The following is a 15,018-nucleotide window of genomic DNA, read 5'->3' on the forward strand; positions in this document are numbered from 1 at the left end:
GGAAAGAAACCTTTCAGTTAGTTCTGGGTGGTTAGTGTTACACCTCTTCTCTCGCTTCGCAAGGCCCGGCGTGGCCGGGGTTCCCGTGTGTTTGGCCAACCTTCCCGAAGGGGCTTGCGTGGCCGTGGCGATCATGTAAGACTGGCGCTCGTTTTACAATAGTAAAGATTCTTTCCTGTAGTGATCTCGGACATCCGTACACGTCGAGTTCATATACATCCGATCTTTATGGGAGGTTCACTTGGTGAACCTGACCGTTCCCCAGTTGCTCAGAGACCGGGCCGCAAATGATCCCGACGGGATCGCGCTGATCGTGCACGGATCGGCGCCGCTCACCTATCTCCAGTGGCACGAACGAGCGACCGCGCTCGCGAACGGCCTGGTCGCCCGTGGTGTCGCCAGAGGCGACCGGGTTGGTCTCGTCTTCGGGAACGCGGACTGGGCGGACTACGCGGTGGCGTTCTGCGGGGTGCTCGCGGCCGGGGCGGTCGCCGTGCCGCTCTCCGACCGTCTCGCCCCCGCCGACCTGCGCTTCATGCTCGATCACTGTCGTGCGAGCGGGGTCGTCCACGCGGAGGGGCTCGCCGTGCCTGAGATCGGCTGGGCCGCGACGCCGGCCGGTTTGCAGGGCGAAACGTCCTATGAGATCGCCAATCCGGCCCCCGGAGACCTCGCGCAGATCCTCTACACCTCCGGCACGACGGGGCGTCCCAAGGGCGTTTCCGCAACCCATGCCAATCTGGCGTACGGCTGTGGCGCGAAGCGGCGTCCCTTCGCGCACTCCAAGTACCTGCTCCACGCGTTCCCGATCGGTACGAACGCGGGTCAGGCCATGCTGATCAACGCCCTCGATGCTCACCCCGCCGTGGTGACGCTGCCACGTTTCACCCCGGGCCGCTTCGCCGCGCTGATCGAGTCCTACCAGGCCGGGACGGTCTTCCTCGTCCCCGCGATGGCCATCGAGTTGCTCAGCGCCGGAGTGGGGGACAGGAACGACCTGTCCAGCGTGCTGCTGCTCGGCTCGGCCGCGGCCCCCCTGCCCTCCGCCGTGGCCAAGGCCCTCACCGTGGCCTTCCCCAACGCGACGATCACCAACTACTACACCTCGACCGAGGCAGCCCCCGCCCAGACGGTCATGATGTTCGACCCGGACCGTCCGGGCAGCGTCGGCCGCGCGATCGCAGGAGGGAGAGTCAGGATCGCGACCGAGGAGGGGCACCCGCTGCCACCGGGGGAGACCGGTGAGGTGTGGATGCGCTCTCCCGCCGCGCCGCGCGCCTACTACGGAGACCCGGAGAGCGGTACCTTCCGCGACGGCTGGGTGCGGATGGGCGACCTCGGCCGCATCGACGCCGACGGCTACCTCTACCTCGTCGACCGGGAGGGCGACGTGGTGAAGTCCGGCGCCTACAAGGTCTCGACGATCCACGTCGAGGAGGCGGTCTACCAGCACCCCGCCGTGATCGAGGCCGCCGCGTTCGGTGTGCCGCACCCCGTGCTCGGCACCGTCGTCGCCGTCGCCATGGTGACCAGGACCCCGCTCACCCCGGAGGATCTGCGGATCTTCCTCAAGGACAGGCTCGTCTCCCACGAGCTGCCCGCGCACGTGACGACCGTCGAGGAACTGCCGCGCAACAACGGCGGCAAGGTCGACAAGCGCGCCCTGCGCGAGAGCATGGAGAAGGCGTCGTGAGCGAGGTCACGTTCACCCAGCAGGGGATGTGGGTGACCGAGCAGCTCGTCGGGGTGGGAACCGCCTACCACATGCCGCTCCTGGTCCACCTGCGCGGAGAGCTGGACGCCGGCGCGCTGCTCGCCGCCTGCGCGGCGGTCGTCGGGCGCCATCCGATGCTGGGCAGCGTGGTCGCCGAGGTGGACGGCGAGCTGCGGCTCGTCCCCGGCGCGGAGGTCCCCGTACGGCGGGCGTCCGCGCTCGGCGGCGCGGAGGTCGTGGCAGCGGCCGTGCGGGAGGAGATCCTGCGCGGCTTCGACCTGGAGACGGGGCCGCTGGCCAGGTTCACCCTGTTCGAGACCGGCCCCGCGACCCACCTGCTCGTCTTCGTCGCCCACCATCTGGTGTTCGACGGCCAGTCGAAGGACGTCCTGGTCCGCGACCTCGCCGCCTTCCACAACGGCGAGCCGCTGCCTCCGCTGGCCACCGTCGATCACGGCAGGGCGGAGCGCGACCGGGTCGCGGCCCTGCTCCAGGACGCGAGGGAGTTCTGGAAGCCCCGCTGGCGCGAGCCGGGCGAGACCGTGGTGCTCGGACGGGCGCTGCGCTCCCGGCGGGCGGGGGAGGGCAGGATGCTGCACTTCACCGCCGACCCCTCGATCCCCGGCCTGACCCGTTTCGAGGTGCTACTGGCCGCCCTGCACGTCCTGCTCAAGGGGTACGGCAACGACCGGGTGACCACGGCCGTCGACCTGTCGACCCGGACCCCGGAGGCGGCGGATCACGTCGGTCTGTTCGTCAACGAGCTACCGGTCTCCTCGGAGCCCTCCTCCCAGGAGAGCTTCCTGTCCTTCGCCACCGCACTGCGCGCCGGGTTGCGCGAGGTCTACCGGTTCCGTCAGGTGCCGCTGGCCCGCGCGATGCCCCGCATCCGGCCGCACGCCGCGCTGGTTCCCGTCTCCGTCAGCTACCGCACCCGCCGTGACGCCGACCCGGTGTTCACCGGTCTCGACGCCTCGGTCGAGTGGACGGTCTTCAACCACGCGGTTCGAGGCGCGCTGCACCTGCAGTGCGTCGACGGCTCAGGTGGGCTCGTGGTCAGCCTCCGTTACGACTCCGAGGTGGTTTCGGACGCCCAGAAAGTGGCCGATGACCTGCGTCTCCTCCTGGAACGCGCCACGCAAGCCCCCGAAAAGCCGATCAACAAGATACTGAACGACACTCTGGAGAAGAGATGGGTTCCGTCACCACCCTGACCGACCAGGTACGCGAGATCTGGGAAGAGGTCCTTGGCATCTCGCCGATCGACGAGCACGACGACATCTTCGATCTGGGTGGTCATTCCCTGACCATCACCCAGATCATCGCCCGCATGCGCAAGCGGCTGGACATCGAGGTCTCGCTCGACGCCTTCTTCGACAACCCGACCATCGCCGGGATCATGGAGTCCCTCGGAGATGACTGAGACTCTCGACCGGCTCCGTCTGTCCCGCCTCGGCGACGACGACCTGGAACTGCTGCTGCTGGTCAGGCACTTTGAGCTGAAACTCCTTGAGCTGTACGGCAGGGGCGACCTGAACGGCACGACGCACACCTGCCTCGGGCAGGAGTACGTTCCCGTCGCGCTGCGCCCGCTGCTCGACGAGCGGGACCACGTCTTCAGCAACCACAGGGGCCACGGCCACTACCTGTCCAGGTTCCGTGACCCGCACGGCCTGCTCGCCGAGATCATGGGCAGGGAGGGGGCGGTCTGCGGGGGCGTCGGCGGCAGTCAGCACATCCACCGCGACCGGTACATGTCGACCGGGGTGCAGGGCGAGAGCATGCCCGTGGCCGCAGGCGTCGCCCTCCACCTCAAGCGGGCCGAGCCGGGCGCGCTGGCCTGCGTCTACATCGGCGACGGCACCTGGGGTGAGGGCGCGGTCTACGAGGCGCTGAACCTGGCCGCGCTCTGGCGGCTCCCGCTGCTGGTCGTCGTCGAGAACAACGGCATCGCCCAGTCGACCCCGACGACCTCCCAGATGGCGGGCAGCGTCGCGGGCAGGGCCGCGGCCTTCGGCGTCAGGCACCACCTGGTCGTCTCGACCGACGTCAACGAGATCAGGACCTCGCTCGAGCCACTGGTCGCCGAGGTGCGGGCCGCGCGGCCCCTGGTGGTCGAGTTCGTGACCCACAGGCTCGGCCCGCACAGCAAGGGCGACGACATCCGTCCGGCGGAGGCCGTCCAGGCCGCCAGGGACAACGACTGGTACGACCGGTACGCGGGCGACCACCCCGACCAGTTCCACCGGTTCGACGGGCTGGTCAGGGCCGAGGTCCAGGCCATCGCCGACGAGGTCGCCGCCCGTCCGCCCTCCCGCTGGGAGGAGTTGTGAGAGTCGCGGAGAACCTCAACGCGGCCCTGCACAGGCTGCTGGACGACGACCCGACCGCCTACGTGATCGGCGAGGACGTCCTCGACCCCTACGGCGGAGCCTTCAAGATCACTAAGGGCCTGTCGATGCGGTTCCCCGGGCGCGTGATCGGCACCCCGATCAGCGAGGGCGCCCTGACCGGCGTCGCGGCGGGCCTCGCGCTGACCGGCAACACGGCCGTCGCCGAGATCATGTTCGGCGACTTCGTCGCGCTCGCCTTCGACCAGATCTGCAACTTCGCCAGCAAGTCGGTCTCCATGTACGGCAGCCGCCTGCCGCTGCGGATGGTGGTGCGCTGCCCGACCGGTGGCGGCAGGGGCTACGGTCCGACGCACAGCCAGAGCATGCAGAAGCACTTCATCGGCATGCCGGGCCTGGCGCTGTATGAGATGTCGCCCTTCCATGACAACCGTGCGGTGTTCACGGCGATGCTGCAACGGGGCGAGCCCTGCCTGTTCTTCGAGGACAAGGTCCTCTACACGCGGCAGATGAACCAGGTGGACCCGATGTTCCGGGTGCGTCACGACGGCGAGCTGGCGATCCTCGACGTCGAGGACAGGCCCGACTGCGTGATCGTCGCGCCTGGCGGGATGGCGCACAGGACGCTGGCCGCGATGCGGTCCCTGCTGCTCGAACAGGAGATCTCCTGCCGGTTGCTCGTCCCCTCCAGGCTCTACCCGCTGGACGTCGACGCGCTGCTGCCGTACCTCGGCGAGGTCGTCCTGGTCGCGGAGGAGAGTACGGCGGGCGGCACCTGGGGCAGCGAGGTCGCCCACCTCCTGCACTCCCGCGTATGGGACCGTCTGCGCGGTCCCGTCCGTCTCATCCACTCACGGGCCAGCGTGATCCCCACCGCGGCCCACCTCGAGCGCGAGGTCCTGGCAGGGGAGTCCACGATCCACCACGCCGTACGAGAGGCCCTGCGTGGCTGACATCCGCGTCCCCAAGCTCAACAACAACGACACCGAGTACCTCGTCGTGGAGTGGCTCGTCGAGGATGGCAAGCCCGTCAGGGCAGGGGAGCCCGTCGCCGTCCTGGAGACCTCGAAGGCGGCCGACGAACTGGAGGCCGAGGAGTCCGGCTATCTGCACCATGTCGCGCCGCTCAACACCTGGATCGCCCCCGGCGCGGTCCTCGCCCGGATCACCCAGGAACCCGCCTCGGCCTCGCCCGGTGACGTGTTCGTTCCCGGCGCCGTGGCCGTTCCCGGTGACGTGTTCGTTCCCGGTGACATGTTCGTTTCCGATGGCGGCGCGACCGTTCCCGGTGGCGTGACCGGCTCCACGCCGCCGGAGGCAGCCTCGGACGGAGCCCCGGACGGCGCAGGCTCGGCCACGCTCCCCAGGGAGAGTGCCCAAGGCGGCGGCCTCCCGACACGGGATCCCGTCATCACCGACCCGGCCCGTGCCCTCATCGCGGAACTCGGCCTCACCTCGGCCCAGGTCGCGTCGCTCGGCCTGGGCGTCATCCGTCGCGCCGACGTCGAACGCCTGGCGGGGCTGACGGGACCGGCGAGCGCGGCGGACAGCGCGGGCGGCATGGGCGGCGCGAGCGGCGCGGACACCACGGCCCGTACGGCGGGCGACGGTGTGGACGCCAGCGTGGATGGCAGTGTGGATGGCAGTGCGGATGGCAGTGCGGATGGCAGTGCGGACGACACGGGCGGCACCGGGGATGCGGGCGAAACGGCGGCCACGCACGCGCTGTCCCGGGTCCAGCGGGCCGTCGCCAGAGCCGTCACGACCTCGCATCGCACGATCCCCGCCGCCTACACCGTGGTGAAGTTCGACGTCGGCCCGTCGCTGGAGCGAACCACGGGGCTGAGCAGGGAGGTCCGCAGGCCGGTCGGGCTCGCCGAGCTGTTCGTCCAGGCCGTGGCCGCGCTGCACCCGGCGTTCCCGCTGTTCTTCGCCTCCGTCGACGGGGGGAGCGCCACGTTGTCCGACGCTCCGCGCGTCGGCGTCACCTTCGACATGGGCCAGGGCCTCTACGTCCCCGTCGTCCGCGAGACCGGGTCGCTGCGGGAGATCGCCGACACGCTCATGCGGTATCGCCTGTCCGCGGCCGAGGGCGACTTCAGGGAGAAGGACCTCACCGGCGCCAACATCGCCGTCACCCTGCACACCGACGCCGACGTCGTCCTCGCGATCCCCTTCATCTTCCCCGGGACGGTCTGCGCGCTCGCGATCACCTCGCCGCAGCGGGAGCTCGTCCTCGGTGAGGACGGTGCCGTGACGACGAGAACCATCGCCAACATCGGCCTCGCGTACGACCACCGACTGATCAACGGCCGGGACGCCGCGCTCTTCCTCGCCGCCCTCCGGATGGAGCTGCCATGACCGAGACAACGCTGTCGGACGCCAAGCGGGCCTTACTCGCCCAGCGGCTCCGGCGCCGGGAGGAGTCCCGGACCATCACGGCCCGCGACCCAGCGATCACCCCGCCCCTGTCCCACGCCCAGGAACGCCTGTGGTTCCTGGAGCAGTACCGCCCCGGCACCACCACCTACACGGTCCCCGTCGCGGTGCGCCTGTACGGCGAGCTGGACACCGGCGCGCTGCGCCGGGCCCTCGACGAGATCGTCACCCGCCACGAGGCCCTGCGGATGCGCTTCCTCACCACCGAGGACGGCACCCCAGAGCTGGTCGTCGACGAGCCCCGCCCCGCCGAGCTGCGGGTGACCGAGGCGGAGAGCCTGGACGCCGCCGTCGAGCTGATCGACGAGGAGATCGCCGCGCCGTTCGATCTGGAGCACGGCCCGCTGTTCAGGACCGTCCTGGTCAGGCTCGCCCCCGCCGACCACGTGCTCCTGCTCGCCGCGCACCACACCGTCGTCGACGGCTGGTCCATCGACCTCGTCATCCGCGAGCTGCTCGCCCTGCACGACGGCGAGACGCCAAAACCCGTCCAGGTCGGCTACGGCGACTACGCCATCTGGCAGCGGGGACGCGACCACCGTCGCGAGGTCGACCACTGGCGCGACAAGCTCGCCGGGCTCCCGGCGATCGAGCTGCCGACCGACAGGCCGCGCCCCGCCGAGCAGGGCTACGAGGGGGCCTCCCTCGACTTCGGGATCGACGCCGACCTCACCCGGCGGCTCACCGAGCTGGCCAAGGCCTCGGGGGCGACGCCGTACATGACCCTGATGGCGGCCTTCCAGGTCCTGCTGGCCCGTTACTCGGGACAGTCGGACTTCGCGGTCGGCTCCCCGGTCGCGGGACGGGGGCTGCCCGAGCTGGACGGCGTCGTCGGCATGTTCGTCAACACGCTGGTGCTCCGCGCGGACCTGGCCGACGACCCGGCGTTCAGCGCGTTCCTGGCACGCACGCGTGAGACCGCGCTGGACGCGTTCGCCCACCAGGAACTTCCGTTCGACCAGCTCGTCAACGAGCTGAACGTCGTCCGTGACGTCAGCAGGTCCCCCCTGGTGCAGGTCACGTTCGCGCTGCAGAACTACAAGGCGGGCGCGGAGGACGGGCGCGTCTCCTACGTCAGCCTGCCGGTCAGGACCACCCGCTACGACCTGGCCCTGTACCTGTTCGAGAGCCCGGACGGCCTGGTCGGCAACTTCACCTACAACACCGCGCTGTTCGACCCGGAGACCGTCGAGCTGCTCGGCGCCCGGTTCGAGACGCTGCTGCGGTCGATCGTCGCCGCCCCCGAGACGCGCGTCGGGGAGCTGTCCCTGCTGTCGGAGGAGGAGCGGGAGCTGGTCCTGGGCTTCGGCTCCAGTACCGTCCCCGTCCCCGTCGGCCACGACCTGCTCCACGAGCTCGTCACCGCCCAGGCAACGCTGACCCCCGATGCCAGGGCCGTGGTCCACGAGGACGACGCCTCCACCTACGCCGAGCTCGACCACCGCTCCGACCGGATCGCCGCGCTTCTCCGCAACAGGCACGGCATCGGTCCCGACAGCCGGGTCGGTGTCCTGCTCGACCAGTCGGTCGACGTGGCGGCGGCCCTGCTGGGAGTGCTGAAGTCCGGTGGCGCCTACGTGCCGCTCGACCCCAAACAGCCCCGCGACCGTCTGGCCCACATGCTCGGCGACTCAGGAGCCGCCGCGGTCGTCACCACCTCCGCCCTGAGCGGGCTGGTCTCCGGCCCCCCGGTCGTCTGCCTGGACACCGAGCCGCTGGAGGAGACCGCGTTCGACGACCCCGGCGTCACCGCGGACAACCTGGCCTACGTGATCTACACCTCCGGAACGACCGGGCGCCCCAAGGGCGTCGGGGTTCAGCACCGGCAGGTGCTGAACTACCTGGCCGGGGTCAGGGAGCGCTTCGCGGTCGAGCCCGCCGGGGTCTACACGCTGCTGCAGTCGCTCTCGTTCGACTTCGGCGTGACGATCTTCTACCTGTCGCTCATGACCGGCGGTGAGCTGCACCTCCTCGACCCGCAGTCCCCGGTCGAGGAGCTCGCCGAGCAGCTCGGCCGCACCGACTACATCAAGATGACCCCCTCCCACCTCGCGTCGCTGCTCGCCGACCCCGACATCGCGACCCCCGCCGAGCTGCTGCCGCGCAAGCTGCTCATCCTCGGCGGCGAGGCCTCCAAGTGGAGCTGGGCCCGGGAGCTGACCGAGCACACCACGGTCGTCAACCACTACGGTCCGACGGAGGCCACCGTCGGCATCTCGACCCATGCCGTCACCGGCGAGGCCGAGCGGGCGCTGAACCTGCCGATCGGCAGCCCGCTGCCCGGCGCCAGGATCTACGTGCTCGATGAGCACCTGCGGCTCGTCCCGCCCGGCATGACCGGCGAGATCTACCTGGGCGGCGACCGGCTCGCCCGCGGTTACCTCGGCCAGCCCGGCCTGACCGCCGACAGGTTCCTGCCCGACCCGTACGGCGAGCCCGGCGCCCGCATGTACAAGACCGGAGACCTCGGCCGCTGGCTCCCCTCGGGAGACCTGTGCTTCCTCGGCCGCCGCGACCTGCAGGTCAAGGTCCGCGGCTACCGGGTCGAACTGTCGGAGATCGAGTCCGTCCTCACCGACCAGCCGGGCATCGCGCACGCCGTCGTCGAACTACGCGGCGACCGGCTCATCGGTTATCTTGTCGGAGAGAAGACCAAAGTCAGCGAGCTGCGCGCGACGCTGGCCGAACGCCTTCCCGAGTACATGATCCCGGCGCGGTTCGTCTGGCTTGACGAGCTGCCCCTGAAGTCGCACGGCAAGGTCGACCGGGCCAGGCTGCCCGAGCCCGACGAGGAGCGCCCCGACCAGGAGGCCGGGTTCGTCCCGCCGGAGACGCCTATCGAAGAGGCGATCGCGACGGTGTGGGCCGCGGTGCTCGGGCTGGTCCAGGTCGGCGTGCTGGACGACTTCTTCGACCTGGGCGGACATTCGCTGCTCGCCGCGCAGGTGGTGGCCCGCCTGCGGAAGGCTCTCCCCGCGGGCGGGCGCCAGGTCAGCATCCTGGACCTGTTCAAGCACAGGACGGTGCGCGAGCTGGCCCAGGTCGTCGAGGCGGGCGACAGCGGCCCGCGCATGCTCCTGCACCGCCTCACCCCCACCCGGACCACCACCTCGACCCTCGTCTGCGTGCCGTACGGCGGCGGCAGCGCGGCCATCTACCAGCCGCTGGCCGACGCGATGCCCAAGAAGTGGGCCTTGCACGCGGTCGCGGTGCCCGGCCAGGAGATGGGCCTGATCGAGGAGACCCGCCCGGTGGCCGAGGTCGCGCAGGGCTGCGTCGAGGAGATCCTCAAGGGGATCAAGGGGCCGCTGGCGCTCTACGGTCACTGTGGGCTCGGCGTCATGCTGACCGTGGAGATCGCCCGACGTCTTGAGGCGGTCGGCCGCCAGGTCGACGCCATCTACCTCGGTGGTGTCTTCCCCTTCGCCAGGCCACAGTCGGCACTGGCGTGGCTGGCGAACCTGACCGACAAGCTGCGCAGCGACCAGGTCTGGGCGAACGCCCTGCAGGCGGCCGGTCTCGACGTCGAGGACCTCGGCCGCGAGGAGCTCAAGCTGGTCATCGACAACCGGCGCAAGGGCACCAGGGAGGCGGAGCGCTACTTCACCCGCCTGTTCGAGGAGGGCGTCGAGCCGCTCAGGGCGCCGATCATCTCCGTCGCGGGCGACCGCGACCCGGCGACCGAGTTCTACCAGGAGCGCTTTCGCGAGTGGCACCTGCTGACCGGCTCGACCGCCGTGGTCGTGCTCGACGAGGCCGGGCACTTCTTCCTGAAGTACCGCGCCGAGGAGCTGTCGACCATCCTCACTGGCACCCACAGGGCCATCGCCTCCGGCGAGACCGCGAAGCTGGGCCGTACGGCGCGGTCGACCTGGTGGCTCGAAGGCGTCTCCCAGCAGGACACGCCAGAGCCCGTCCCGTCGTCCGCCTCCCCCGAGACGGGCGCGCCGGGTCAGGAGGGGAGCGCGTCGGCGCTCACCACGTCCGAACCGTCCGACCTGGCGGATGCCGTACCGGAAACCCCGGAGGGGCTCACGGCGGTTGGGCCGCCGGGGATCACGACGCCGGCGCCCGGTGCCCCGCCGGGAACGGGCGGCGCTCCACCCGGCGTGGTGCGGCCGGGGCCCCAGCCGAGCATGAAGCGGTTCGCCACCGTGGCGGCGGGCCAGCTCATCTCGATCATCGGATCGTCCCTGACCGAGTTCGCCATCCCGCTGTGGATCTACGTCCACACCGGCTCGCTCGCCAGGTTCGCGCTGTTCTCCGTCCTGGCGCTCGTCCCCGGCATGCTGGTCGCCCCGATCGCGGGCACCATCGTCGACCGCTACGACCGGCGCAAGATCATGCTCGCCGGAGACGCCGGGGCGTTCGGCACCCAGCTCATCCTGGGCGTGCTGCTGTGGACCGGCAACCTCGAGGTCTGGCAGATCTACCCGCTCATCGTGCTGCTTTCGGTGGCGCTCACCTTCCAGCGCCTCGCCTACAACTCGGCGATCCCGCAGCTGGTCCCCAAGCGCTTCCTCGGCCACGCCAACGGCGTCGTGCAGATGATCACCGGTACCGCCCAGCTGATCGTTCCGCTGGTCGCCGTCGGCCTGATGGCGCTGATCGGCCTGGAGGGCATCCTCGCCCTGGACGTCGGCTCCTACCTGTTCGCCATCGTGGTCCTGCTCTTCGTCCGCTTTCCCAGGACCATGGCCTGGAAGCGCAGGGAGACGCTGGTCGCCGAGATGGTCGAGGGCTGGAAGTTCTCCTGGGGTGTCAGAGGCTTCCGCTCGATGCTCTTCTTCTTCGCCTTCCTCAACATCTTCCTGTCCCCGCTGTTCCTGCTCATCTCCCCGCTGGTCCTCGGCTTCGCCACCCTCGACGACGTCGGCCGGGTCTCCTTCTTCGGCGGCCTGGGCGTCTTCCTCGCCGGAATGGCCATGACCATCTGGGGTGGCCCCCGGCGCCAGAGGCTGCGCGGCGTCATGCTCTCCACCGTCGTGCTGTCGGTCTTCTGCCTGGTCACCGGGTTCCAGCAGAACCTCGTCGTGATCTCGATCGGCGTCTTCGGGATGTCGTTCTGGCTGACCATGCTCAACGGCGTCTACGCCACGATCATCCAGGTCAAGGTGCCGCAGCGCTTCCACGGCCGGGTCATCGCACTCAACACCCTCATCGCCTGGTCCACGCTGCCCATCGGCTTCGGCCTGGTCGCGCCGTACGGCAGCGCGATCTTCGACCCGCTGATGATGCCCGGCGGCGCGCTGGCCGACACCATCGGCGCCGTGATCGGCACCGGCCCAGGGCGGGGCGTCGGCCTGATGTACGTCCTGTTCGCGTTCGCCATCGCCGCCATCGCGCTGGTCGGGATGCGGACCAGGACCCTGTCGAGGTTCGATGAGGAGGTGCCGGACGCGCTTCCCGACGACCTGGTCGGCTTCCAGACCCTGCAGAAGCGCCAGGAGTCCCTCGCGGAGGTGGTTCCCATCAGGAAGGAGACCGCCGAGGTGTGAACCGGACTCCCCGCCGACGGTCCCTGACGGAGTACCTCCCGTCAGGTTGACCCCGGCGGGGGTTCCCCGCCGTACGCCCGGCGGGGAACGTTCCGGCAGGCGGAGAGGACAACGCGGCATGGGGTAGCCGCGGTGGTCCTCTCCCCACCCGCCGGGACAAAGACAGGCACGGCGGGGCGAGTGAGTCCCCGGACCCCCTTGCCGGGATCTCCCGCCCCGCCGCGCCCGTCTCTCACGGCCCGGAAAGGTCCTCTCCTTCGACACGCTCCGCGCGATTCGGGATCGTCGGACAGTTTTCCCAGGGGGCTTCGCCCCCCAGGCGAGAGGCGCCGCCCCTCATGCTCCCCGCTGCGCCCAGCAGTATCCGGTTCCGGCACCTCTTCAGTTATGTAACCGATTCCGAGTTCACCATTCGTTGCTCTCCTCCGGACCGGGAACTCCACTCCGCCGAAAGAGGAGGGAGCATCGGCGTTCAAAGGCTCGTCTTCAAGCTTGCCGGTGAGTCAGGATCGGGACCATGCGACTTCTCATCCTTGGCGGGACGAGGTTCCTGGGCCGTGTCGTCGCCGAACAGGCCCTGCAGCGCGGCCACGACGTGACGACGTTCAATCGTGGCCGGTCCGGCGACGACGTGCCCGGCGTCACCACGATCTGCGGAGACCGCACCAGCGAACAGGATCTGGCGGCGCTCGCTGACTCGGGGCCGTGGGACGCGGTGATCGATCCCAGTGGTATGACCGTCGCCATGGTGGAGGACACCACCCGCGCCCTGGCCGACGTTGCCAGCTGGTACGTGTTCATCTCCACGGTGAACGTCTACCGAGGATGGCCCACGGCCCCGCTGACCGATGCCTCCCCGTTGCGGGAGTACACCCCCGAAGGGCCGGAGGGCGAAAGTGGGCCCGACGCGTACGGTCGGCAGAAAGTGGGCTGTGAGCGGGCTGTCGTCTCCGTCTTCGGTGAGTGCGCGACGATCCTGAGGCCGAGCGTCATCCTCGGTCCCCATGAGTATGTGGGCCGTCTGCCGTGGTGGCTGTCGCGCATCCACAACGGGGGCCGCGTGTTGGCGCCGGGGGCGGCCACCTGGAAGATCCAGCCGATCGACGTGCGGGATGCGGCCTCCTTCTCGTTGGACTGCGCTGAACGACACCTGGTCGGTTCTTACAACGTGGCCGCGCCGATCGGACACTCCACGTTCGGAGAGCTCCTTGCCGCGTGCCGGAAGGCGACCGGCAGCACCGCCGAACTGGTGTGGGTGGACCACGTCTTCCTGCGCCAACACGGTGTCCGCGAGTGGACGGAGTTGCCGATCTGGCGTGGCCACGAAGGCACCTGGCAGGTGGACGCCTCCCGCGCGCATGCCACTGGCCTGACGTGTCGGCCGCTTGAGGAAACCGTCGCCGACACCTGGCGATGGCTCCAGACCGGTGTCACGGTGTCCTCCGAGCGTTTCGCGGAGCTGGGCATCTCCGCGGAACGGGAAAAGCGGATTCTCGCCGCCTGGGACGCGCGGATGGCTGCCGAGATCTAGGAGAGGGACGGCAGGTACTTGGCAGTCGAGGCATCACCGAACACGGTGACCGCCTCAATGAGATCTTGAGCTGCCCGCGTGCCGAGTCGGCCGAGCGGTGCCCGCAGGGAGCGCAGCCGGTAGCGCACCGAGAACGTGCGCAGGTCCGGCGCCAGGTCCAGTACTGGTTGGACCGTTTCGCGGGCGCCGCTCACGTCGCCGAGCAGTACCCGTGCGGCGGCCATGTCCAGCAGGATGGTCGCCCACAAGATGGGGGAGCGTTTGTCAACCGGGGTGGCGAGTTCCAGTTGCATTGCCCGCTCGGCGTGCTCCAGCACCAGGTCCACGAAGTGCCGTAGCGTTGCAGGGGCCAGGTCTTCCTGGCGGCGCTGCGACAACTCCAGGAAAGCGGTGGAGGCGCAGCGCTCCTCTCGGGCCTGTCCCCAATCGAACAGACCGCCGACGACGGCCAAGTCATCCGAGAAAGCTGAGCCGCTCGTGCGCGCCTCCTGAGCGGCACGCACCGCCCGGAGTGTCTCGTCGGTGTTGCCCAGGTACGACCAGGCACGGGCGGTGATGCTGTGTAGTCTGGCGGCGGTCAGGCCGGTGGGGTTGTGTTCCCGGCCGCGATTGACCGCGATGAGCGCTTCTCGCGGGGAGTCGTTCCAGTAGGAGGCGGTCGCCTGCACACCGCGCGCCCACACGGCCAGGCTGGTGTGGCCGATGCTGCTGGCATGAGACCAGGCGGCACGGGCATGATCCCGAGCGAACTCGTGCTCGCCCAGGTCCATGCAGATCTCCGCCAACAGCAGGCACAGCAGACCGTTGAGGTAGGTCAGGTCGGTGATCTGCCCGGCCTGCCGAGTCTGTTCGAGCTGGTATTCCACCTTGTCGCGCAAGCCTTTGATTTCCGGGAACATCACGGCAGGTGGGCGGTTGTGGAATGTGCGGGCCGCGCGGACCACATCGTCTTGCAGTGCTTCGAGGGTCGAGCGTCCGATCGCGGCGTCCGCCGCTCGGGCGGAGCGTCTGGAATCTTCGGCAGCAGCCATCATCAACTCATGCAGGGAGGGTGCAGGCCCCAGGCCTGCACCGGTGGCGGGTAGGTCGGGCGTCGTCCATACGACGCTGGGGGTGAGTGACAAGTCGATCACCTCACCTGATGGGGCATCAGTCACCAGAGCGGGGACCTGCGCGAACAGCTCCTCGATCGGCCGCTCGAACATGTCCTCCAGCACAAGACAGGCATCCCGGGACGGTACCCCTTTGACCTGACCGGCCAGCCAGCGCCGGTATTGGCGCTCATCCAGGGTCATCCCGCGCAGGCCGAGGCCAACGGCGGATCGACTGTAGACGGCGATGAAATCGCGGAAGGGAAGCAGGCCACGAGCGCGCACGATCTGCTTCAGGAGCGTTTCCTTCACATGGTGCACGGGGTTGAGCCTCCTCGTGCGGGCGGGGGTCGCTGGCAGAGTAAGCCGCTGTCTTCAAGGCGCGGAAGCGCTT

General features: G+C 69.5%; 9 protein-coding genes. 8 read left to right on the plus strand and 1 reads right to left on the minus strand.

Annotated elements, in window-relative coordinates; genetic code table 11:
* Positions 1 to 244 precede the first annotated feature (244 nt).
* From AB0395_RS25610 to AB0395_RS25645, 8 genes are all read left to right on the plus strand, one after another.
* Positions 245 to 1,693: an AMP-binding protein gene (locus AB0395_RS25610; RefSeq protein ID WP_366284666.1), complete on the plus strand. Its 1,449-nt coding sequence runs from the start codon at positions 245 to 247 to the stop codon at positions 1,691 to 1,693.
* Entirely contained in the window at positions 1,690 to 2,928 is a 1,239-nt protein-coding gene (locus AB0395_RS25615; protein WP_366284668.1) for a condensation domain-containing protein, read from the plus strand. Before AB0395_RS25610 ends, AB0395_RS25615 begins: the two co-directional genes overlap by 4 nt.
* Complete coding sequence (locus AB0395_RS25620; RefSeq protein WP_366284671.1) at positions 2,907 to 3,137, plus strand: phosphopantetheine-binding protein; 231 nt, start codon at positions 2,907 to 2,909, stop codon at positions 3,135 to 3,137. The genes AB0395_RS25615 and AB0395_RS25620 overlap by 22 nt, the downstream gene beginning before the upstream one ends.
* Positions 3,130 to 4,047: a thiamine pyrophosphate-dependent dehydrogenase E1 component subunit alpha gene (locus AB0395_RS25625; RefSeq protein WP_366284674.1), complete on the plus strand. Its 918-nt coding sequence runs from the start codon at positions 3,130 to 3,132 to the stop codon at positions 4,045 to 4,047. The genes AB0395_RS25620 and AB0395_RS25625 overlap by 8 nt, the downstream gene beginning before the upstream one ends.
* Entirely contained in the window at positions 4,044 to 5,018 is a 975-nt protein-coding gene (locus tag AB0395_RS25630; protein ID WP_366284676.1) for a transketolase C-terminal domain-containing protein, read from the plus strand. The genes AB0395_RS25625 and AB0395_RS25630 overlap by 4 nt, the downstream gene beginning before the upstream one ends.
* On the plus strand, positions 5,011 to 6,426 hold the full coding sequence (locus AB0395_RS25635) for a 2-oxo acid dehydrogenase subunit E2 (RefSeq protein ID WP_366284677.1): 1,416 nt from the start codon (positions 5,011 to 5,013) through the stop codon (positions 6,424 to 6,426). Before AB0395_RS25630 ends, AB0395_RS25635 begins: the two co-directional genes overlap by 8 nt.
* Positions 6,423 to 12,002: an amino acid adenylation domain-containing protein gene (locus AB0395_RS25640; RefSeq protein ID WP_366284680.1), complete on the plus strand. Its 5,580-nt coding sequence runs from the start codon at positions 6,423 to 6,425 to the stop codon at positions 12,000 to 12,002. Before AB0395_RS25635 ends, AB0395_RS25640 begins: the two co-directional genes overlap by 4 nt.
* A gap of 517 nt (positions 12,003 to 12,519) precedes the next feature.
* On the plus strand, positions 12,520 to 13,533 hold the full coding sequence (locus AB0395_RS25645; protein WP_366284683.1) for an NAD-dependent epimerase/dehydratase family protein: 1,014 nt from the start codon (positions 12,520 to 12,522) through the stop codon (positions 13,531 to 13,533).
* On the opposite strand, the gene AB0395_RS25650 is transcribed toward AB0395_RS25645, so the two are convergent.
* Complete coding sequence (locus AB0395_RS25650; protein ID WP_366284684.1) at positions 13,530 to 14,945, minus strand: hypothetical protein; 1,416 nt, start codon at positions 14,943 to 14,945, stop codon at positions 13,530 to 13,532. The genes AB0395_RS25645 and AB0395_RS25650 overlap by 4 nt on opposite strands.
* Between the last annotated feature and the right edge of the window lie 73 nt (positions 14,946 to 15,018).

The organism is Streptosporangium sp. NPDC051023 (genome assembly GCF_040689595.1).
GTDB lineage: Bacteria > Actinomycetota > Actinomycetes > Streptosporangiales > Streptosporangiaceae > Streptosporangium.

Bases quoted from the DNA above. Each gene is read 5' to 3' on its own strand.
- AB0395_RS25620 (WP_366284671.1), top strand. From the start codon at position 2,907: ATGGGTTCCGTCACCACCCTGACCGACCAGGTACGCGAGATCTGGGAA.
- AB0395_RS25640 (WP_366284680.1), top strand. From the start codon at position 6,423: ATGACCGAGACAACGCTGTCGGACGCCAAGCGGGCCTTACTCGCCCAG.
- AB0395_RS25625 (WP_366284674.1), top strand. From the start codon at position 3,130: ATGACTGAGACTCTCGACCGGCTCCGTCTGTCCCGCCTCGGCGACGAC.
- AB0395_RS25645 (WP_366284683.1), top strand. From the start codon at position 12,520: ATGCGACTTCTCATCCTTGGCGGGACGAGGTTCCTGGGCCGTGTCGTC.